This window comes from Pantoea sp. SS70 (assembly GCF_029866845.1).
Lineage (GTDB): Bacteria > Pseudomonadota > Gammaproteobacteria > Enterobacterales > Enterobacteriaceae > Pantoea > Pantoea leporis.
Genome location: NZ_CP117200.1, coordinates 234,571 through 254,588 on the forward strand (window position 1 = coordinate 234,571; position 20,018 = coordinate 254,588).

The window sequence follows — 20,018 nt, forward strand, 5'->3', positions numbered from 1 at the left end:
ATTTCCTTATGTAGATTGCCAGAGGATTTTCTTGCGCATCAACGCCACGCTGCCCGAAAGCAGCAGCGCCAGAATCAGTAACAGCAGCAGCGCCGCGAAGCTGGTGGCGGTTTCCAGTCGCGCGTTGGATTGCATCATCAGATAGCCGAGCCCTTCGCTGGCGCCGACCCATTCGCCAATCACCACGCCAATCGGGGCCAACACCACCGCCATCTGCAGGCCGGAGAAAAACTGCGGTAACGCGGCGGGCCAGCGCACGCGCCAGAAGATGCGGAAACGCGATGAAGTGGAGGTTTGCGCCAGCTCCAGCCAGCCGACCGGCGTACGGCACAGCCCATCAAACAGTGACAAGCACAGCGGGAAGAACAGGATCAAAGCCGCCACCACCACTTTTGAGGCGATGCCAAAGCCAAGCCACAGCACCAGCAGCGGCGCGAGGGCAAACACCGGAATTGCCTGGCTGGCGGTGACCAGCGGAAACAGCACGCGACGCAGCAGCGAACTGGCGGCCATCAGCACCGCCAGCGTCACGCCCGCGCCGACGCCCAACAGCAGCGCCAGCACAATTTCCGCCAGCGTATAGAGCGCGTGATGCCACAGCAGTTGACGATGCAGCCACAGCGCCTCCAGCACCGCCTGTGGCGCGGGCAGCAGGAAACTCGGCACGCCGCTGTGACGCGCCAGTAACCAGCCGCACAGCAGCACCACGATCAGGTAGATCGCGCTAAACACTGTTTTCATGGATATTCAGTCGGGAGAAGAGTTGCGCCTGCGCCTGCAGGACGTCGGGATGATCAAACGGACGCGGCGCGTCACCGCCAGCAACCGGCCAGCTTTCGATAGCCAGCGGCTGGCCTTGCAGCAGCAGAATGTCATCGGCCATGCGGCACGCTTCCAGCGGATCGTGCGTCACCAGCAGTACAGTTTTGCCCCGCAGTAATCCGGCGGTCAGCGTTTGCAAACTGAGTTTGGTCATCACATCCAGCGTGGCGAAGGGTTCATCCATCAGCACCACGTCGCGCTGCGCATAGAGCGTGCGTGCCAGCGCCACGCGTTGCCGCATGCCGCCGGAGAGTTGATGCGGGGGTGCATGCGCCACGTCGCTGAGTTTTACCTGCTCGAGCAGCGCCAGCGCACGCGGGCGATCCGGCTTGTCGCCGCTGAGCCGCGCCGACAGCATCACGTTGTCGAGCACCGTCAGCCACGGATACAGCAGATCTTGCTGGCCCATCCACGCCACGTTGCCGCTCAAGCCCCGCACCGCGCCCTGCTGCGGCTGGAGTAAACCGGCCACCAACCGCAGCAGCGTACTTTTGCCGATGCCGCTGCGTCCCAGCATTACCGTGGTTTTGCCACCGCGCAGGTGCAGATTCAGCCGCTGACATAGCGGTTTATCGCCCCAGCTAAAGCTCACATCGTTGAACAGAATGTCCTGATTCATGGGCGATTGGCCGCCAGAATCGCCAGCTGATGAAATCCGCGCTGCGCCAGCGCGTTAGCGGCCTGCGCGGCGCGGATGCCGCTGGCGCACACTAGCACAATGCGCTGTTGGGCGGGGGGCTGCCACGCGGCGATCGCCTGCGGCAAGATGCGCTCAACGCCATCCGCCACGCTGACCGGCGCTTCTTCATAGCTGCGCAGTTCGACAATGCAGTCATCGGCGGCCAACTGTTGCGGATCGATAAACGGCACCGCATGTTCCGGCTCTTCAGCATCATCAAAGCGGAACTGGCGGAAGTGCCAGTTCACAAAATCGCAGTTCACCAGACAACCGAGCGGCGATGGCGACAACTGCAGCAGCACGCTGAGCGCCATCTGCGCCTGCATCGCGCCGAGCGTTGCCACCGCCGGGCCCATCACGCCTGCGGTGTTGCAGTTCGCGGCCGATGACGGCAAGCGCGGGAACAGCGCGCGATAGCTCGGCGCGCCGCCACAGAATCCGCCGACGTAACCTTGCCGCCCCAGCACCGAGGCGCTGATCAGCGGCATGCCCGCCTGCATGCAAGCATCGGAAAGTTGGTAGGTGACGGCAAAGTTATCGGCGGCGTCGATCACCAGATCGCATCCCGCCAGCGCCTGCTGTAGATTGCTGGCGCTCAGCGACTGCTGCAGCGCCTCGATTTGCACCTGCGGATTGCGCTGCTGCAAGGCGTGCTGCGCGCGCAGCACTTTGGGCTGGTCGATATCCTGCTGCGTAAACAGCGTTTGCCGATGCAGGTTATGCAGCGCCACCACATCGTCGTCATACAGCCGAATATGGCCGACGCCCGCGCCCACCAGCTGCGGCAGGAGCGTGGCGCCTAGTCCGCCCGCGCCCGCCACCAGCACGCGCGCGTTAAGTAGCTTTTGCTGCCCAGCTTCGCCGATTTCCGCCAGCATCATCTGGCGTTGATAACGTTGCATAGTTGCCGTCCTTAACTCAGATTTGCCAGACCGAAGATCGGCGTGGACGCGGCTGCCATATCGCGCTTCTCCATCAGTCCGGCAGCGCGCGCGGCTTGTCCGGCTTCAATCGCCAGCCGGAAGGCGTTGGCCATGCCGATTGGATCGCCGGCTTTGGCGACGGCGGTGTTGAGCAAAATGCCATCGAAGCCCATTTCCATCGCCTGCGCCGCCTGCGACGGCGCGCCAATGCCCGCATCAATGATTAGCGGGATGTCGCTGAACCACGCGCGCATGGCGCGCAGGCCATCGATGTTGCGCAAACCCTGGCCGGAACCAATCGGCGCGCCCCACGGCATCAACAGTTCGCAACCCGCTGCCAGCAGCTTTTCGCCGACGATCAGATCTTCGGTGGTGTACGGAAACACCTGAAAACCCTCTGCGCTGAGGATGCGCGCGGCTTCCACCAGCGCGAAAGGATCGGGCTGCAGCGTGTCGGCATGGCCGATTACTTCCAGTTTGATCCACGCGGTGTTGAACAGTTCGCGCGCCATGTGCGCGGTGGTGACGGCCTCTTTTACCGTGTGACAACCGGCGGTATTCGGTAACACGCGGATATTGAGGCTGGTCAGCAGTTCGCGGAATGCCGCGCCTGCCGCGCCTTCGCGCCGCAAACTGACGGTGATGATGTCGGTGCCGGAGGCGGCAATCGCCTGCTGCAAAATAGCGGGTGAAGGATAACCGGCAGTGCCGAGCAGGAAGCGTGATTTCGGTTCAAAATCGTAAAACATCGCTTAACCTCCCTGCATCGGTGACAGCACTTCGAGCTGGCAACCTTCATCCAGCCGCTGCGTGTCGTACTGACTTTTTGGCACAAACGCACCGTTATAGGCGGTGGCGACGCAGGCCACATCAATTTGCTGCTCGATCAGCAATTCGCTCAGGTTTATTGCCTGCGTGCTGATGGCGCGACCGTTAAGCTGAATATTCATTGTTGAGTTCCCCAGAAATGCGTTGCATCAGCTGCTCTGCCAGCATTGGCGCCAGCAGAAAACCGTGGCGATACATGCCGTTGAGATAAAAGGTGTGATTGAGATAGTCGATTTCCGGCAGATTCGCCGGATAGGCCGGACGCAGCCCGCTGCCGCTCTCAATCACGCGCGCTTCGGCTAAGGCGGGATGGATGGCATAGGCGGCGCTGAGTAACTCCATCATGGCGCGCGCGCTGATGGCGCTGGCATCGTCGCTCTCGATCATGGTGGCGCCGAGCATAAAATGGCCGCCGCGACGCGGCACCAGATAGCAGGGAAAGCGCGGATGCAGCAGACGAATCGGGCGGGAAAACTGCACTTCATCGCTGTGCAAAATCAGCATCTCGCCACGCACCGCACGCAGGCGCGGCAGTTGCGGCGCGGCGTGGATGCCGCGACAATCGATAATTTGGCCGCTCGGCGCGTGATTGCTGAATGACACGCCGCGCGCGATCAGCGCGTCACGCATCTCCTGCAACGCCAGACGCGGATCGAGATGCGCTTCCCCGGCGAAAAACAGACCGCGCGCAAAGCGCCCTTCCAGCGCCGGTTCAATGTCGGCGGGATCGACCCATTGATGCTGCTCGGTCATGCGGGCGAAACGGTTGAGTTCCTGGCTATCGCGCGGCGGCGCAACCACCAATGTGCCCTGATGCTCGACGCTGCTGACGCGCTGTTGCCACCACGCGGCGGCGTGTTGCCCAACAGTAATAACATCGCGCGGCGCGCTTTCGGCTTCACACCAGGGCGCCAGCATGCCGCCAGCAAACCACGATGCCGGGCGGCGCGCGTCATCGCCAATCACCTCAACGTCTTCACCGCGTTCCGCCAGCAAAGTGGCTACGCATAGGCCCACCACGCCGCAGCCAAGCACGCTCCAGCGGCTCACAGCGCCGGCTCCAGGATGTTCAAACAGGGGGAATTCACATCGGCCTCTCAGTGTTAGCTGAGACCCGCAGATACAGGAGAAGGGAAATGGCGCATCCATCGAGCTGGTTTGAGCGCCAGACAGCCCAATGATAAAGACTGTCAGTCTTCCTACGCCAGTATCAACTGGGTCAGGTTCAAAGGGTCGCTAAACCGCGCAGTGCGCTATTAGCCTCTCAGTCTCTTTGGCGAGACTCCCCCGACGCGTCTATTTGTATTGCAGGCGATGGTCGCCGTCAAGCGCGGAATAACCGGATGCTTTACGTGGCATTTAGCATCACGGCATTTATCGCTACTTAGGCTTTGTGGATCACAAACGTAACATATGGTATACAAACACATTATTTTATGCGCAAGAACACATTACAGGTGATGTCGGAATAACCATGAACAATATTAAAATTGCATTTATTAAAGCCGGCTGGCACAAAGAAATTGTCCATAATGCCCTGGTGGGTTTTGAAAAAGAATTAGCCGATCAATCCGTAGAAGCGGAATTAAAAGTGCTGGAAGTGCCTGGCGCATTTGAAATGCCGCTGCTGGCTAAGCGTCTGGCCGAAACCGGCAAATACGATGCGATTGTCTGCGCTGCGCTGGTGGTTGACGGCGGTATCTATCGCCATGATTTCGTTGCCGCTGCGGTGGTTGATGGCTTGATGAATGTGCAGCTGACCACCAACGTACCGGTGTTCTCCGTTTCATTAACACCACATAATTTCCAGCCGGTTGATGTGATTGAAAACTTCTATACCGAGCATTTCATTAAGAAAGGCAAAGAAGCGGCACGTGCAGTGTTAGCGATCCATAATTTGTCGATTGATTGATGCATTAAAAAGGGAGCACCTCTTCAGGCGCTCCCTTTTTATTTATGATGACCTTCAACGGCTCATTTTCAGAATAGTGCCAGTCATCTCGTAAAATAGTCTAACGAACAAAGTACTTGCTATTCGTCATTAACGCTGTGGATGATTCACTTCCAGCGGACGCAAATCAAACACCAGCACTTCCGCATCATCACCGTTAGCAAACTGCAGCGCGCTTTCGTTGCGAACGCGTGCACCGTCGCCCTCTTTGAACTTCACGCCGTTCACTTCGATGCTGCCGCGAGCCACGTGAATATAGGCGTAACGATCGGCATCCAACGCGAAGGTTTGCTGCTCGACACCGTCGAACAGTCCGGCATAAACGCGAATATCCTGACGCACGCTGAGTGAACCGTTATCCCCTGCCGGCGAAATAATCAGGCGCAGCTGACCGCGTTTGTCACGTTCCGCCACTGAAATCTGCTGATAACCGGGAGGCGAATTACGTTCGCCAGGCACAATCCAGATCTGCAGGAAGTGCACGTTGTCCGTTTTCGAGTGGTTAAACTCGCTGTGCGTGACGCCGCTGCCGGCGCTCATTAGCTGCACATCACCCGGCACAATCACCGAACCGGTGCCCATGGAATCTTTATGCTCCAGCGCGCCTTCCAGCACGTAGGAGATGATCTCCATGTTGTTGTGCGGATGCGCACCAAAGCCGCGACCCGGTGCAACGCGGTCATCATTGATCACCAGCAAGTCTGAGAAGCCGGTTTGTTTTGGATCCCAGTAACTGGCAAAAGAGAACGTATGATGCGAATTCAACCAACCGTGGTCACCCACTCCGCGTTGTTCTGACAGGCGTTGTTCAATCATGGTCTGCTCCTCAAATTTGCTGTTGGGGGGCGATTGCCCTTCCCGTTGCAAACAAGTATACGTAAACTGATTTGCCTAACAATGCGTCAAAATGACAATGACTGTCACCGATAAGTGGACAATATGCAGATTGAAGATCTCCGTATTTATGTAGCCGTCATCAAAGCCGGCAACTTCACCGCTGCCGCCGAACAGCTGATGCTGTCGAAGCAGTATGTCAGCCGCCGCATCGCCGCGCTGGAGGAGTCGCTTGGCGCGCGGCTGCTGAATCGCAACACGCGTAAGTTGTCGGTAACCGATAACGGCCAGCTGTTTGCGCAGCACGCGCAGCGCATTCTGGATGATGTGCAGGAAGCCGAGCTAGCGGTATCGGGGCGTCGTCAGGTGCTGCAGGGCAGCTTCCGCCTGAGCGTGCCGATGTCGTTTGGTATCAGCCATTTGTCGCCGTTTATTGCCGAGTTTCTCAGCCAGCATCCGGGTTTGCAGTTTCAGGTTGAACTGGCGGATCGGCATGTCGATATGGTGGGTGAAGGATTTGATATGGCGATTCGCATCGGTACGCTGCCAGATTCGAGTTTGATCGCCAGGCGACTGGGCGAGTTTCGCCGCGTGATCTGCGGCAGCCCTTCCTACCTGCAGGGCGCAGGCGCACCGCGAACGCCGGAGGAGCTGAGCGAACATTTGTGTCTGCGCTACGGGCGCGAAAGCCAGACCGGCTGGGAACTGTTTAACGGCGACCAGCGCAAAGTGATTAGTGTGCATGGGCCGATGGTGAGTAATAACGGGGAAATGCTGCGCGACGCAGCAGTGGCCGGGTTGGGTCTGATTATGCTGCCAGAGTTTATTGTGGCACCAGCGCTGGCGAGCGGTGAGCTGGTGAAGGTGCTGGAAGAGTGGCAGCCGACCTCGCTCCATCTCAATGCGCTCTATCCGCAGCACCGTCAGCGCAGTGAGATCAATCGGGTGTTTATGACATTTTTGCAGCAGAAGTTGGCGTAAAAATTAATTACCCCTTCCGGCGCGATCTATTGCGCATATTAAGGGCGGCAATGTGCCCATCCCGGCAATACGTAATATATCGCGCCGCTTCGGTAGGTAGGGTGTTAATGACTTTCGTGTGCAAAGGTAATCGATTTACGGCGCGCATCGCGCATCGCCACCGCATGGATCAGCAGACCCAACACCGCCAGAATCGCGCCTACCCAACCGGTGGATTGCCATCCCAGACCAGCGGAAATGGTCACGCCGCCCAGCCATGCACCGAGCGCGTTAGCGAGGTTAAACGCCGAATGGTTCATTGCCGCCGCCATGGTTTGCGCATCACCGGCGACATCCATCAAACGGATCTGCAACACCGCCGCCAGCGCTACCATGGTGCCCACCAGCATGACGTTGATGGCACCTGCCAGCGCATAATGCGCGGCAAACACGAAGGCGCTGAGCACCAAAAATGACCAGATCAGCAAAATGCGGATGGTCTTTTCAATGCCGCGATCGGCCAGACGACCGCCGGCGATGTTACCGATGATCATGCCTAGACCAAACAACGCCAGCACCGCCGGGATCCAGCTCACCGGCATCTGCGCCAGTTCGGTCATGGTCGGCTTCACGTAGCTAAACACCGAAAACAAACCGCCGCTGCCCACCGCGCCAATCGCCAGCGTCAGCAGAACCTGTTTGCGCGTCAGCGCCGACAATTCGCGCAGCGGGCTGGCATTTTTATCGCCTGCCACGTTTGGCACCCACAGCCAGATCAGCAGCAAGGTCACCAGCGCCAGACCGCCGACAATGGCAAAGGCATCGCGCCAACCAAACCATTGGCCGATAGCGGTGACGGCGGGCACGCCGAGTAAGTTGGCGATTGTCAGGCCGAACAGCACCATCGAGACCGCTTGCGCGCGTTTGCGCCGTTCAACCAAACCGGCTGCGACCAGCGCCGCCACGCCGAAGAAGGTGCCATGTGGGAAACCGGCGAGGAAACGCGCCAGCAGCATCGAGTAGTATCCCGGCGCTATGGCGCTCAGCAGGTTGCCGGCGGCAAACAGGCCCATCAGCGTCATCAGGAAATTACGACGTGAGGCGCGCGCGCCCAGCACCGCCAGCAGCGGCGCACCAATTACCACGCCCAGCGCGTAGATACTGATGAGATGCCCAGCCGAGGGGATCGATACGTTGAGACCTTTGGCTGCATCGGGTAGCAGTCCCATGATGACGAATTCGCCGGTACCAATGGCAAAGCCGCCGGTGCCGAGCGCGAACAAAGCTTTTAGCACGCTCTGACGCGGCAGCGATGCCTCATCCGGCAGCTGAGTAAGTTGGGGTTGTACTGATGACATGAGTTTTCCGAACCGCAAGTGAAGAACTCAGTCAGGATCGTGATTGCCTGAAACAATCATCGTCAGGACTGAGCAGAGTGAGCGGCTTATGATAGCGCAAAATCCCGCTTCCGTAGCGGCGCAATTCATTGCGCGATAAATCGCCCCGCTACAGAGTGTGCGTATTCTGCAGCGCCAACAGCGCTGCGCCCATCATGCCGCCGTGATGCGCGAACTCACCTGGCACCACCAGACGATGTGAGGTGCGGCGTAATACGTAACCCTGCACCACCTCATCTAACGCCGCGATCAGCGGAGCCACCGATGCCAATCCGCCGCCCACCGCCACGCGCGACGCGCCGGTGATATTGATGGTGTATGCCAGCGGCTGACCGACAATTTGCAGCCATGCCTGAACGGTTTGCTGCGCCAGCGCATCCTGCTGCTGCCAGCATTCGATAATCTCAACGCTGCTCGCCGTGCGGTCATGTAACGTCTGATGCAGATTTTCCAGCCCGCGCGCACCGCCGTAGCTGTCGAGACAGCCCTTTTGCCCGCATGGACACGCCTTACGCGGCAGTCGCCGCGTGACGCCATCAATCTCCACTTCGGTTAACGTGATCGGCCCATGTCCCCATTCGCCGGTCAATCCGTTTTGCCCGGTAATGATGCGGCGATCTGCCACCAATCCGCCGCCAACGCCCGAACCCAGAATCGCGCCAAACACCACTTTGTGACCTTTTCCCGCGCCCGCCAGCGCTTCCGCCAGCGTGAAGCAGTCGGCATCGTTATGCACAATCACCCGGCGTTGCAGCAGCGCGCCCAGCTCGTTCGCCAAACTGTGCTGGTGAAACGCGGGGATATTGCTGGCAAATATCTCGCCAGTTTCGGGTGCCACAATGCCCGCGGTGGAGATCGCTACCGCACTGCTGGCGGTAAACTGCAGGTGATGCTGGGCTATCATGCGACGTACCAGCGCGGTGAAATCGTCCCAGCTGGTAGCCGGAATTTTATGCTGATCGAGCAGGATTAATTGATCCTGCGCATTCATCACGCCTAGCTTGATAAAAGAGCCGCCCAGATCGAGGCAAATCACCGCAGATTGTCTTCTCATAAACGTTTATCCATCACATCACGCAAACCGTCGCCCAACACATTGAAGCCCAGCACGGTAATCAAAATCGCCAATCCGGGGAAGAGTGACACATAAATATTCAGGCCAAGGAAGTTGCGCCCATCGCTCATCATGGTGCCCCACTCCGGCATCGGCGGCTGCACGCCTAAACCGAGGAAGGACAAACTGGCGGCGGACAGCACCACCGCGCCCGCCGTCAGCGTGGATTGTACAATCAGCGGTCCAATTGAGTTGCGCAGAATGTAGTGTGTAATGATGCGCGGATAGCGCACCCCGAGCATATGCGCCGCTTCGATGTACTCCATGTTCTTCAGGCCCAGCGTCAGGTTGCGGCTTAGACGCGCATACACCGGAATCGAAAACAGTGAAATGGCGATCAGCATATTGGTCAGTCCTTCGCCGAGCACGCTAACGATCAAAATCGCCAGCACGATGCCGGGAAAGGCGAAGATGATATCCATCACCCACATGATCAGCGCATCCATCTTGCGTCCCGCTAAGCCGGAAATGATGCCGAGCGGAATACCGATCACCATGGAGATCGCGACGCTAAGGCTCACTTCAAACAGCGTGATACGCGCGCCGTAAATCACGCGTGAAAAAATATCGCGGCCATAATCGTCGGTGCCAAACCAGTGCGCGGCCGACGGCGCTTGCAAGGTGTTGAGCAGATCCTGCTCCACCGGATCCCAATGGGTAATCAGCGGAGCCAGCGCAGCGGCGAGCACCACCAGCAGCACTAACGCACCGCCGATGGCAATGGACGGATTTGCCAGTAAAGTGCTGATCAGGTGTCGGCTGCGCGAACGCGGCGGCAGCACGGAAGTATCAATGCTGTTCATCAGTCGAACCTTATTTTTGGATTGAGCAAGCCAATCAGGATTTCGCCCACCAGATTCATCAGCACCACGCCAGTCACGGCCACCAGCGTCACGCCCTGAATCACCGGATAATCGCGGTAGCGCACCGAGTCCACCAGCAAGCGGCCAATGCCCGGCCAATTGAACACCGATTCAGTGACCACCGCGCCGCCAATCAAGCTGCCGAAGTTGAGCGCCACAATGGTGACAATCGGGATCAGTGCATTTCGCAGCGCATGCTTCCAGTTAATGCTGGTGGAGGATAATCCCTTGGCTTTGGCGGTACGGATGTAATCCTGACTCAGCACATCCAGCATGCTGGAACGCGTCATGCGGGCGATCATCGCCATCGGCAGGATTGCCAGCGTAACCGTGGGCATGATGTAGTTTTTCCACGAATCGGCGCCCAGCAGCGGTAACCAGCCCAACTCGACCGCGAAGTAATTCATCGCCAGTAGCGCCAGCCAGAAGTTGGCAATCGACGCACCGGCAATGGTCAACACCATCACGATTTGATCCGGAATCCGCTGGCGATAAATGGCGCCAGTCATGCCCGCCGGAACACCTATCGCAATCGCCAGCAGATACGCCAGCGCCGCCAGCGATAAGGTGTACGGCAAACGCTCGCTGATCTCCGTCATCACCGGACGCTGCGACTGCAACGACAAGCCAAGGTTGCCGTGCAGCGCTTCCGCCGCGAACCTGACGTATTGCAGCGGCAGCGGCTGATCGAGCCCCAGCCGCACGCGCATACTGTCCACCGCTTCCTGCGGCGCTTCCGGTCCCGCCATCAGCCGCGCCGGATCGCCCGGCAGCGCGCGGATGGCGATAAACACGATAATCGACACGCCGAAAATGATTAACGGCAGCGAAAGCACCTTTTTTGCGACATACGCTTTCATATCACATCAGCCATGAGGTTATTGCTTCACTGCGTCGCGCACGACGATTTGTCCGCCCGGCTGCATAACCACGCCGCTGATATTTTTACGTGCGGCATAGAGATCGTCCTGATAGAACAGCAGCACCTGCGGCGCTAATCCGCTGATCTGTTTTTGCGCCTGGAAATAGAGATCTTTGCGTTTGGCATCGTCGAGTGTGGATGCGGCGGTATCGATCAGATCATCGGTTTGCTTGTCGCTGAAGAAGCCCAGATTGGCCCCGCCCGGCGCAAAGCTGCTGGTGTGATACAGCGGACGGAGCTGCAGATCCGAGCCATATAAACCGGAAGACCAGGACGCCAGCACCGCATCGGTGCCCTGCGCGGCTTTCTCTTTGCCATCAGCAAATGCCGCTTTGGTCCACACGCCGCTCTCCATCTGGCGCACGTTAAGTTTCACGCCGATTTTGCTCCACATGCCCTGCAGCACTTGTGCGGTACGCGCATCCGGCGCCTGCACCGCAATCGACATCGGGAAACCGTCGGCGTAGCCCGCCGCTTTCAGCAAATCTTTGGCTTTTTGCAGATCGTACGGATAGTCATGCAAGCTTTTGTCGTAGTTGGGATCGACCGGTGCCAACGCGGAGTTTGCCGGTTGCGCATAACCAAACATGATGGCTTTCACCAGCGCCTGCTGGTCGGTGGCGAAATTCAGCGCCTGACGCACGCGCACATCGCTCAGCGCTTTGCTTTGGGTATTGAGATCGACCCAGAACACCGCCGCGCCCGGCGACTGTTTAAGATTTACGTTGGCGTTGTTTTTTAACATGCCGGCAAACTGCGGCGGCACCGGGTTAATAATATCAACCTGACCCGATTGCAGCGCCATATTCATCACTGAAGGCTCGCTGCTCCACGTCCATTTAATTTCATCCGGCCCGGAAGATTTCCCCCAATAGTCGGGATTCTTTTGTTCAAGTACATATTCACCGGATTTGTACTGCACCAGTTTATAAGGCCCGGTGCCGTCGGCTTTATTGTTAATACTGCCCGCCTTGTCCGCTTTTGGGCTCACCATTAATCCTGGGCCGGAGGCTAAAACAGTTAAAAAAGCCGGATTAATTTTTTTCAGCTGAAACGTGACGGTAAGATCGTCTTTTTTCTTCACGTCCTGAATAAAGGTGCGAATTTTCCCACTACCCGCTAAACCGCGCTGCGTATTTAAATGACGCTGGAAGTTTTCCACTACCGCATCGGCATTAAAGGGCGTGCCGTCGTGGAATTTCACATTGGGTCGCAGGGTAAAGGTCCAGTTAAGTCCGCTGTCATCGGATGTCCAGGATAATGCCAATGCCGGAATGATTTTGCCGTCATCACCGAGACGCGTCAGGCCTTCGTACATTGGGTCCAGCACCGTGCCGGTAAAGGTCGCGGTTTGGTTGCCGGGATCCATGCTGCGCGGTGGTTCGTTCTGCATGATCACCAGCTGGCTGGCAAAAACGGAGGCGCTCGCCATCGACGCCAGTAAACAGCCGGCCAGCGTCAGTACCTTGAAATGCTTATTTTTGCTTTCCATGAAGGCCCTCAATGAATCATTGAAATGATCGGTGAAATATCCACGCTATATAAGCCACACTCACTAAACAAAAGCCAATAGGTTGGTTCATATAATTTACTTATAATCAGATCTACATTCAGAAATTTAACTAAATAGCGTTGTATTTGTTTTCTGTCCTTATTATTGTCAGCGCATAGTGCTAACGCTGTGAGAACTTCAATGCTCAATGCCCACCAGCAACAAATTCTGCGCTTACTTATTGCGTCGCATGGCATGAGCCGCACCGTGCTTGCGGAAAAAATGAAATTAAGCAAAGCCGCAATTAGCACGCTGGTGAAAGAGATGCTGCAGGCCGGATTGCTGGAAGAGAGTATTCCGGAATCCAGCGGCCAGGGTCGCCCATCGGTGTTATTAAAAATGCGTGCCGACAGCGCCTATTTTCTCGGTGCCTCGCTGCTGGACGAACGCGTGGTATTGGTGCTGATTGATATGCACGGCCGCACGCTGGCCGCCACCCAGATGCCGTTGAATCTCGATCCGCCGCAGCTGGCCAAAACCATTGCGGCGGCGATCCCGGACCTGATTGCGCAGAAATCAATTACGCAGGATCAGCTGATTGGCCTAGGCGTGACGCTTTCCGGCTTTGTCGATGAACATCAGGCGATTTGCGTGCAGTCGGCGCTGCTGGGCTGGAAGAACGTGCCGCTGGCGGAACTGCTAAAACAGCAAACCGGGCTGGAAGTATCCTTAGAGAACGATGCCAAAGCGCTGGCGGTGAGCGAGAAGATTTTCGGCGTGGCAAAAAAGGCGCGCAACTTCACCCTGATTTCGCACGGTGATGGCATTGGGTCGGCGCATTTCTTTCAGGGCCAACTGCATCGGGGCGCGCACGGCGCTGCCGGTGAAATCGCCCACTGCACCATCGAGCCCGGCGGACGTCCCTGCCGCTGCGGCAAACGCGGCTGCCTCGATACGCTGGCCTCGTTAACCGCCATCCGCGAAAGCGTGCGTGATAAAGCGCTAGAGTGTGAATCGATTACCGAATTGGAAGCGCTGGCGGTGAAAGGTAACAGCGCGGCGATTGCCATTTTGCATCAGGCCGGTCATGCGCTGGGCTTATCCATCGCCAATATTATCCAGATGAACGATCCCGAGTTGATTGTGATTGCGCATCAGCCCAATGCGTTTGATGGATTGCTAAAAACCGTGGTGATGCAGGCCATCGACAGCCATGTGCTGCCGTCGATTATCGGCAAAACACCGATCGCCAGCATGGTGATCAACGAAGAGAGCTGGGCCAGAGCCGCAGCCAGTGTGGCGGCGTATCGTTTTATCATTCACTTACCCGACTAGCGGAGGCTGCTATGCGCATTGCTTTTGGTGGCATTCATACTGAGTGCAGTACTTATAATCCGGTGCTGAATTATGCCGACGACTTCCGCATCGTGCGCGGGGATGAACTGACCACCAATCCTTATTTCGCCTTTTTGCAGGATTATGATGCCGAGTTTCTGCCGACCTTCCACGCGCGCGCCATCGCCGGTGGTCCGGTGGCGCGCGTCACCTACGACGATTTTAAGCAGGATTTCCTGACGCGCCTCGCGGCACATTTGCCGGTGGATGGCGTTTATCTCGCGATGCACGGTGCGGTTTATGTTGAAGGTATGGAAGATGCCGAAGGCGACTGGATCAGCGCCACGCGCGAGCTGGTCGGCGCGAACTGCCCGATCACCGTCAGCTACGATCTGCATGGCAACGTTACGCAACGCATCATCGATGCCATTGATATGTTCTCGACCTATCGCACTGCGCCGCACATTGATGTGGAAGAGACCATGCGTCGCTCAGTATCGATGCTGGTGAAAAGCCTGCAAACCGGCGTCAAACCTGGCGTGGTGTGGGCGCCGATTCCAGTGGTGTTACCCGGCGAGCGCACCAGCACCGAAGATGAACCGGCGAAAAGTTTGTATGCCCGTTTGCCCGCGATAAACCAGCTGGAGCACGTCTGGGATGCGTCGCTGATGGTCGGTTACGTCTGGGCCGATGAACCGCGCGCCACCGCCGCCGCGATCATGACCGGCACCGATGCCGATGTGCTGGCGGAACAGGCGGCTAAACTGGCGCTGGCTTACTGGCAGGCGCGCGATGAATTTAGTTTTGGCTGCGTCACCGGCAGCATTGAAGAGTGCGTCAGCATGGCCATCGCCAGCGAAACCGCGCCGGTGATTCTGGCTGATTCTGGGGATAATCCCACCGGCGGCGGCGTCGGCGATCGCGCGGATGTGTTGGCGGAACTGATTCGCCAGGATGCGCAGCAGGTGATCGTGGCTGGTATCACCGATAAACCGGCCACTGACGCGGCCTTTGCTGCTGGCGTTGGCGCAAGCTTAACGCTGACCGTTGGCGCATCACTCGATCCGGCCGGCGGCAAAGTGCAGGCCGAATTTGTGGTGAAACATCTCAGCGATGATGCGCGTTCGCTGGCGAAACAGGCGCTGCTGCAAACCGACGGCATCACGCTGGTGGTCGCCGACCGTCGCCGTCCCTATCACAACCTGGCGGATTTCGCCCTGCTCGGCCTCAATCCTGCAGCGGCCAAAATCGTGGTAGTGAAGTCCGGTTATTTGTCGCCGGAGCTGGCCCCGCTGGCCAATCCCAACCTGATGGCGCTGTCGGAAGGCGTAGTCGATCAATATGTGGAACGCTTAACTCGCCAGCGCAAATTGCAGCCCGCCTATCCGTTCGATACCGATTTCACTTATCTGCCGGTTAGCCACTTATCGGCACGCTTTATGGCAGCGAAATGAACGCGCCCGCTTCAGCAGTCGAACCGGTGCTGCGCATCGAAAATCTGACCGTCGCCTTTCGCGTTGAGGATCACTGGCGCGAGGTGGTAAAGAACCTGTCGCTCACCGTTAATGCCGGTGAAACGCTGGCGATTGTCGGTGAATCCGGTTCGGGGAAAAGCGTCACCTCGATGGCGATCATGCGCTTACTCAACATGCGCCACGCGCGCGTCAGCGGCAAAGTGCTGCTGAACGGCGTCGATCTGCTGACGCTGAGCGAATCCGCCATGCGTGACATTCGCGGCAATGCGGTGGCGATGATTTTTCAGGAGCCGATGACCAGCCTGAATCCGTCGTTCACCATCGGCAATCAAATTGCTGAGGCGCTGATCAATCACCGCAAAATCAGTAAACGCGTCGCGCGTGAAGAGACCATTCGGCTGCTGGAGAAAGTGCGTATTCCCAACGCGGCGAAACGCTTCAATGATTATCCGCACCACTTTTCCGGCGGCATGCGCCAGCGCGTGATGATTGCGATGGCGCTGGCGCTGCGGCCAAAACTGCTGATTGCCGATGAACCGACCACCGCGCTGGACGTCACCATTCAGGGGCAGATTCTTGACCTGATCAAGACGTTGCAGGAAGAGGAAGGCACGGCGGTGCTGTTTATCACCCACGATATGGGCGTGGTGGCAGAAGTGTCGGATCGCACGCTGGTGATGTATCAAGGCGATGTGATGGAAACCGGCACCACCCCCGCGATTTTTTCCGCGCCCGCTGCCGATTACACCCGCACGCTGATTGCGACCGTGCCGCAGCTTGGTGCAATGCGCGGCATTGCTGGGCCGCGTAAGTTTTCCTTTGACCCGCGCGACGCATCTGAGACCAACCCTGTATCGACATCGCAGCAGCCGCTGCTGTCGGTGAAAAATCTCAGCACCCGCTTCAGCATCCACGAAGGCGTATTCAGCCGCAAAACCGGCGCGGTACATGCGGTGGAGAACATCTCGTTTGATCTAATGCCGGGCGAAACCTTGTCGCTGGTTGGTGAATCGGGCTGTGGAAAATCCACCACCGGACGTTCACTGACGCGCCTCGTCACACCCGACGCGGGTGAAGTGGCCTTTGATGGTTACGACGTACTGAATCTTTCTGTTCATGAGCTGCGCACTTTGCGCCGCGCCATGCAGATGATTTTTCAGGATCCATTTGCCAGCCTCAATCCGCGCATGTCGGTGCTGGAAGCGCTTACCGAGCCTTTTCTGCAACATCGTTTAGGCAGCAAAACCGAGGCGCGCACGAAAGCCGCCTCGCTGATGGAGCGCGTCGGGTTATCCGCTGACATGATGAAACGCTATCCGCACGAATTTTCCGGCGGCCAGCGCCAGCGTATCTGCATTGCTCGCGCATTGATGCTTGATCCAAAAATGATCATCGCCGATGAATCGGTGTCGGCGCTGGATGTCACGGTGAAAGCGCAAATCATCAATCTGCTGCTCGACCTGCAACAGAGCCTCGGCTTGTCGTATCTGTTTATTTCCCACGATATGGCGGTGGTTGAGCGCATCAGTCATCGCGTGGCGGTGATGCTGCTGGGTGAAATCGTCGAGATCGGCCCGCGCGCGGCAATATTTGAAAATCCGCAGCATGATTACACGCGCAAATTACTGTCGTCGGTGCCGGTGCCCGATCCGGCGCGACGTCATGTGAAGCGCCAGATTGACATCAGCGAGCTGAAAAGCCCGGTGCGTGCATTGGGATTTGTGCCCGAAGCGCGACGTTATCGTGAGGTGAGTGAGGGGCATTGGGTAATGGAGTAAGCGCTTTTTAGGGTGCGTATTAATGCGCACATGGAAGCAGGTCGCCATGAATGGCGACCCTGCGACAATCTGTGATTACCTATCGATCCGTGCAGAATGTTTCCCGCATTATTGTTTCATACACAACAGGCAAAATACCGCTCGGCAGTCGGGATAATGCGTATGGAAATATTGCCAGGCATGGTCAGGAGAATAAAATGATCCCATGAACACACGATTATCATAGGCAGGAGCCAGGCGGCAACTATCGCGGTGTAGATTGCAGCACCCTTCTGTATCTGCCTGACTAAAGACATAAAAATCCGTGATGCTTAAGTTCATCCGCTACTCCTCATGGGCAGAGATAAATACTAATTAATAAAAATCTTTAAAATCGCCCGTTGCGGATACTATTTGTACACTTTTTAGTAATCAGCCCAAAGTGAGCCATAAAATAATTATAGTCTGCGTGGAGTCGGCTGTCTTTAATTAAAAATAAACTTATTTAAGCCGAACGTAATAAAAGAGTAATTTAATAACTATTATTTAACCCTTTTTGTCGCTGCGCTTAATAGGGCCAACATTTACTGTTAACGGCGGTCATCACTTATAAATTCCCGCTAAGATTTATCTTAAAAAAATAAAATTCATTTCTGGTCAATTAAACTTAAGTAAACTTAAATTAAGCCACCGGAGATAATATCATGCTCAGTTATACTATCCGTATCGAATTGAAAGAACCCACCGCTGGCGCGCAAATTGAATTGCTCTATGCGATGCTTGAGAATGGTTTCGCGCGTAGCTTGGTGTGCGAGAAAGGCTACACTTATGTGTTACCCACCAATGAATATGTTTATGTAGGCAGCGAGAATATAAGGAGTTTAACCGACCGGGTGGTGACTTTGGTGAGCGAGTTCAGTGAGGATCCTTCGGTGATGATTACTCAATCCGCCGCAAGGTGCTGGTCAGGTTTACGCGGCGTAAACCTCGCTTAATAGCGAATATAAACGCCCTCTGCCCACTACGAAGGCGTTTATCCTTTGATTTAAATAAACTTAAAATATAATTAATTAGCCCGGATAAATACCGCGATCTTTACGTGCCAGTAAAATACGTTCGCAGGCAACGATATAAGCGGCAGTGCGCAGCGAGCAGCGCTTTTCGGCGGCCTTGTCCCAAACGTGAACCATGGCTTCGGTCATGATGCGGTCCATACGCTGGTTAATCTCATCTTCGCTCCAGAAGAAACTCGCCATATCCTGCACCCATTCGAAGTAACTCACCGTTACCCCGCCAGCGTTACAGATTACGTCTGGCACCACCTGCACGCCGCGACTCGCGAGCATATCATCTGCATCCGGATAAGTTGGGCCGTTTGCCCCTTCCAGTACCAGTTTGGCACTAATAACTTCTGCGCGCTCGCGGGTAATTTGTCCTTCCAGCGCCGCCGGGATCAGAATATCCATGGCGGTGGTCCAGAACTGCTCTCTGTCGATCTCACGCGCGCCAGGGAAACCGGCAATCTGTTTATGTTCGATCTGCCATGCAGTCAACGCGGCTAAATCAATACCGCCTTCGTTGAATAAGGTTGCGGTGTGATCCTGAATCACCACCACACGCGCACCGGCTTCGGCGAACAGACGCGCGGCTTCGCTACCGACATTGCCAAAGCCCTGCAGCGCCACGCGTGCGCCTTCAATGGTGATATTGGAGCGTTGTGCCACTTCCCGACCGGTAATAAATACGCCACGCCCCGTCGCTTTCTCACGCCCTAACGAGCCGCCAAGATGGATCGGTTTACCGGTGACCACACCGGTGATGGTGGTGCCGTGATTCATGGAGTAGGTATCCATCATCCACGCCATCACTTTGCCATTAGTGCCGACATCGGGTGCGGGAATATCTTTCTGCGGGCCAATAATCAAGCCGATTTCGCTGGTGTAACGGCGGGTTAATCGCTCCAGTTCACCTTCAGACAGCGAGTGCGGATCGACACGGATGCCGCCTTTGGCGCCGCCATAAGGCAGGTTAACCGCCGCACACTTGATGGTCATCCAGGCGGATAGCGCCATCACTTCATTCAAATCGACAGCAGGATGGTAACGCACGCCCCCTTTGCCCGGCCCGCGTGAGAGATTGTGCTGTACGCGATAGCCTTCGAAGTGGCGAATCGAGCCGTCATCCATCTGCACCGGGATGTCGACAATCAGTGCTCTTTTGGGGTGACGCAGGGTTTCTATCCAGCGAGACAATTCACCAAGATGAGGCGCAACACGGTCAATTTGGCTCAGGTAGGTAGTCCAGGGAGATGTACTGCTTTCAGAAGCGTAAGATAACTTTTCCATGAGAAGCCTGTAGGTTCAGAGTTATTTATATTGAAAAGACGTGGAAAGGTAATGCATTGCACTAGACGGAAAGTAATTTAACACCTTTTCAGACAAGCGGGTCAGGCCAAATAAGAGGGGTTTAACTTTTTCGACACAAAAATGCCTGAATAAATGAATAACTAAGCATTAAAAAAGAGCCACATATGGCGCATATCCATGCATTAATTATGCACTTAATTGCATAAATTTTGATTTTATCCCTATTTTTCAGTTCTTTGATGGTCATCAAAAAGTGAATAAACTGTTATTTTTCCGCATTGACTTTGTTAACACTCGCCA

Annotated in this window: 20 protein-coding genes and 1 riboswitch; of the genes, 6 read left to right on the forward strand and 14 right to left on the reverse strand. The window is 56.4% G+C overall.

The window, feature by feature from the left end; translation table 11 throughout:
• Positions 1-6: 6 nt before the first annotated feature.
• The 6 genes from PO881_RS20680 to PO881_RS20705 are packed head-to-tail and all read right to left on the reverse strand — an operon-like array spanning position 7 to position 4,302.
• A complete protein-coding gene (locus PO881_RS20680) occupies positions 7-741 on the reverse strand; it encodes an ABC transporter permease (RefSeq protein WP_192413244.1) in 735 nt (244 codons plus the stop codon).
• The gene (locus tag PO881_RS20685; protein WP_280173225.1) at positions 725-1,441 is read right to left on the reverse strand and encodes an ABC transporter ATP-binding protein; all 717 of its coding nucleotides are present in this window, start codon (positions 1,439-1,441) and stop codon (positions 725-727) included. The genes PO881_RS20680 and PO881_RS20685 overlap by 17 nt, the downstream gene beginning before the upstream one ends.
• Positions 1,438-2,403, reverse strand: a complete 966-nt coding sequence (locus PO881_RS20690; protein WP_280173226.1) for a HesA/MoeB/ThiF family protein — start codon at positions 2,401-2,403, stop codon at positions 1,438-1,440. The genes PO881_RS20685 and PO881_RS20690 overlap by 4 nt, the downstream gene beginning before the upstream one ends.
• 11 nt (positions 2,404-2,414) lie before the next feature.
• Positions 2,415-3,173: a thiazole synthase gene (locus PO881_RS20695; RefSeq protein ID WP_280173227.1), complete on the reverse strand. Its 759-nt coding sequence runs from the start codon at positions 3,171-3,173 to the stop codon at positions 2,415-2,417.
• Between the two features lie 3 nt (positions 3,174-3,176).
• A complete protein-coding gene (thiS, locus tag PO881_RS20700) occupies positions 3,177-3,374 on the reverse strand; it encodes a sulfur carrier protein ThiS (RefSeq protein ID WP_280173228.1) in 198 nt (65 codons plus the stop codon).
• Positions 3,358-4,302: an FAD-dependent oxidoreductase gene (locus tag PO881_RS20705; RefSeq protein WP_280173229.1), complete on the reverse strand. Its 945-nt coding sequence runs from the start codon at positions 4,300-4,302 to the stop codon at positions 3,358-3,360. Before PO881_RS20705 ends, thiS begins: the two co-directional genes overlap by 17 nt.
• A gap of 129 nt (positions 4,303-4,431) precedes the next feature.
• Positions 4,432-4,551: riboswitch (TPP riboswitch) on the reverse strand.
• Positions 4,552-4,726: 175 nt separating this feature from the next.
• Here PO881_RS20705 and PO881_RS20710 point away from each other — a divergent pair.
• Positions 4,727-5,164 carry a 6,7-dimethyl-8-ribityllumazine synthase gene (locus PO881_RS20710; RefSeq protein ID WP_101761750.1) on the forward strand — a complete coding sequence of 146 codons (438 nt, stop codon included), beginning with the start codon at positions 4,727-4,729 and terminating at the stop codon, positions 5,162-5,164.
• 129 nt (positions 5,165-5,293) lie between these two features.
• Here PO881_RS20710 and PO881_RS20715 read toward each other — a convergent pair whose 3' ends face one another.
• The gene (locus tag PO881_RS20715; RefSeq protein ID WP_101761049.1) at positions 5,294-6,019 is read right to left on the reverse strand and encodes a pirin family protein; all 726 of its coding nucleotides are present in this window, start codon (positions 6,017-6,019) and stop codon (positions 5,294-5,296) included.
• Between the two features lie 123 nt (positions 6,020-6,142).
• Between PO881_RS20715 and PO881_RS20720 the strand changes: the two genes are divergently transcribed.
• A complete protein-coding gene (locus PO881_RS20720) occupies positions 6,143-7,018 on the forward strand; it encodes a LysR family transcriptional regulator (RefSeq protein WP_192234573.1) in 876 nt (291 codons plus the stop codon).
• A 104-nt stretch (positions 7,019-7,122) separates the two neighbouring features.
• Here the strand turns inward: PO881_RS20720 and PO881_RS20725 are convergent, their stop codons facing one another.
• From PO881_RS20725 to PO881_RS20745, 5 genes are all read right to left on the reverse strand, one after another.
• Positions 7,123-8,355: an MFS transporter gene (locus PO881_RS20725; RefSeq protein ID WP_101761051.1), complete on the reverse strand. Its 1,233-nt coding sequence runs from the start codon at positions 8,353-8,355 to the stop codon at positions 7,123-7,125.
• Positions 8,356-8,503: 148 nt separating this feature from the next.
• Positions 8,504-9,448 (reverse strand): ROK family protein, encoded by a 945-nt coding sequence (locus tag PO881_RS20730; protein ID WP_280173230.1) that lies wholly within the window; start codon positions 9,446-9,448, stop codon positions 8,504-8,506.
• Positions 9,445-10,311: an ABC transporter permease gene (locus tag PO881_RS20735; protein WP_137387230.1), complete on the reverse strand. Its 867-nt coding sequence runs from the start codon at positions 10,309-10,311 to the stop codon at positions 9,445-9,447. Before PO881_RS20735 ends, PO881_RS20730 begins: the two co-directional genes overlap by 4 nt.
• Positions 10,311-11,231, reverse strand: coding sequence for an ABC transporter permease (locus tag PO881_RS20740; protein ID WP_192234567.1), 921 nt, complete (start codon positions 11,229-11,231; stop codon positions 10,311-10,313). The genes PO881_RS20735 and PO881_RS20740 overlap by 1 nt, the downstream gene beginning before the upstream one ends.
• Before the next feature lie 18 nt (positions 11,232-11,249).
• Positions 11,250-12,785 carry an ABC transporter substrate-binding protein gene (locus PO881_RS20745; RefSeq protein WP_280173231.1) on the reverse strand — a complete coding sequence of 512 codons (1,536 nt, stop codon included), beginning with the start codon at positions 12,783-12,785 and terminating at the stop codon, positions 11,250-11,252.
• A 201-nt stretch (positions 12,786-12,986) separates the two neighbouring features.
• On the opposite strand from PO881_RS20745, the gene PO881_RS20750 reads away from it, so the two are divergent.
• Genes PO881_RS20750 through PO881_RS20760 form a run of 3 tightly spaced genes read left to right on the forward strand, consistent with a single transcriptional unit; the run spans position 12,987 to position 17,373 of the window.
• On the forward strand, positions 12,987-14,120 hold the full coding sequence (locus tag PO881_RS20750) for an ROK family transcriptional regulator (RefSeq protein ID WP_101761056.1): 1,134 nt from the start codon (positions 12,987-12,989) through the stop codon (positions 14,118-14,120).
• 11 nt (positions 14,121-14,131) lie between these two features.
• Positions 14,132-15,574 (forward strand): M81 family metallopeptidase, encoded by a 1,443-nt coding sequence (locus tag PO881_RS20755; RefSeq protein ID WP_280173232.1) that lies wholly within the window; start codon positions 14,132-14,134, stop codon positions 15,572-15,574.
• Positions 15,571-17,373, forward strand: coding sequence for an ABC transporter ATP-binding protein (locus tag PO881_RS20760; protein WP_192413268.1), 1,803 nt, complete (start codon positions 15,571-15,573; stop codon positions 17,371-17,373). The genes PO881_RS20755 and PO881_RS20760 overlap by 4 nt, the downstream gene beginning before the upstream one ends.
• Before the next feature lie 108 nt (positions 17,374-17,481).
• On the opposite strand, the gene PO881_RS20765 is transcribed toward PO881_RS20760, so the two are convergent.
• Complete coding sequence (locus PO881_RS20765) at positions 17,482-17,694, reverse strand: hypothetical protein (protein ID WP_192413270.1); 213 nt, start codon at positions 17,692-17,694, stop codon at positions 17,482-17,484.
• Positions 17,695-18,056: 362 nt separating this feature from the next.
• On the opposite strand from PO881_RS20765, the gene PO881_RS20770 reads away from it, so the two are divergent.
• Positions 18,057-18,347 carry a hypothetical protein gene (locus PO881_RS20770; RefSeq protein ID WP_101761060.1) on the forward strand — a complete coding sequence of 97 codons (291 nt, stop codon included), beginning with the start codon at positions 18,057-18,059 and terminating at the stop codon, positions 18,345-18,347.
• Between the two features lie 75 nt (positions 18,348-18,422).
• Here the strand turns inward: PO881_RS20770 and PO881_RS20775 are convergent, their stop codons facing one another.
• A complete protein-coding gene (locus PO881_RS20775; protein WP_101761061.1) occupies positions 18,423-19,697 on the reverse strand; it encodes a Glu/Leu/Phe/Val dehydrogenase in 1,275 nt (424 codons plus the stop codon).
• Positions 19,698-20,018: the final 321 nt, after the last annotated feature.

Coding starts and splice junctions, on each gene's coding strand:
- PO881_RS20680 (WP_192413244.1), bottom strand. CDS start 741: ATGAAAACAGTGTTTAGCGCGATCTACCTGATCGTGGTGCTGCTGTGC.
- PO881_RS20685 (WP_280173225.1), bottom strand. CDS start 1,441: ATGAATCAGGACATTCTGTTCAACGATGTGAGCTTTAGCTGGGGCGAT.
- PO881_RS20690 (WP_280173226.1), bottom strand. CDS start 2,403: ATGCAACGTTATCAACGCCAGATGATGCTGGCGGAAATCGGCGAAGCT.
- PO881_RS20695 (WP_280173227.1), bottom strand. CDS start 3,173: ATGTTTTACGATTTTGAACCGAAATCACGCTTCCTGCTCGGCACTGCC.
- thiS (WP_280173228.1), bottom strand. CDS start 3,374: ATGAATATTCAGCTTAACGGTCGCGCCATCAGCACGCAGGCAATAAAC.
- PO881_RS20710 (WP_101761750.1), top strand. CDS start 4,727: ATGAACAATATTAAAATTGCATTTATTAAAGCCGGCTGGCACAAAGAA.
- PO881_RS20715 (WP_101761049.1), bottom strand. CDS start 6,019: ATGATTGAACAACGCCTGTCAGAACAACGCGGAGTGGGTGACCACGGT.
- PO881_RS20720 (WP_192234573.1), top strand. CDS start 6,143: ATGCAGATTGAAGATCTCCGTATTTATGTAGCCGTCATCAAAGCCGGC.
- PO881_RS20725 (WP_101761051.1), bottom strand. CDS start 8,355: ATGTCATCAGTACAACCCCAACTTACTCAGCTGCCGGATGAGGCATCG.
- PO881_RS20730 (WP_280173230.1), bottom strand. CDS start 9,448: ATGAGAAGACAATCTGCGGTGATTTGCCTCGATCTGGGCGGCTCTTTT.
- PO881_RS20735 (WP_137387230.1), bottom strand. CDS start 10,311: ATGAACAGCATTGATACTTCCGTGCTGCCGCCGCGTTCGCGCAGCCGA.
- PO881_RS20740 (WP_192234567.1), bottom strand. CDS start 11,231: ATGAAAGCGTATGTCGCAAAAAAGGTGCTTTCGCTGCCGTTAATCATT.
- PO881_RS20745 (WP_280173231.1), bottom strand. CDS start 12,785: ATGGAAAGCAAAAATAAGCATTTCAAGGTACTGACGCTGGCCGGCTGT.
- PO881_RS20750 (WP_101761056.1), top strand. CDS start 12,987: ATGCTCAATGCCCACCAGCAACAAATTCTGCGCTTACTTATTGCGTCG.
- PO881_RS20755 (WP_280173232.1), top strand. CDS start 14,132: ATGCGCATTGCTTTTGGTGGCATTCATACTGAGTGCAGTACTTATAAT.
- PO881_RS20760 (WP_192413268.1), top strand. CDS start 15,571: ATGAACGCGCCCGCTTCAGCAGTCGAACCGGTGCTGCGCATCGAAAAT.
- PO881_RS20765 (WP_192413270.1), bottom strand. CDS start 17,694: ATGAACTTAAGCATCACGGATTTTTATGTCTTTAGTCAGGCAGATACA.
- PO881_RS20770 (WP_101761060.1), top strand. CDS start 18,057: ATGCTCAGTTATACTATCCGTATCGAATTGAAAGAACCCACCGCTGGC.
- PO881_RS20775 (WP_101761061.1), bottom strand. CDS start 19,697: ATGGAAAAGTTATCTTACGCTTCTGAAAGCAGTACATCTCCCTGGACT.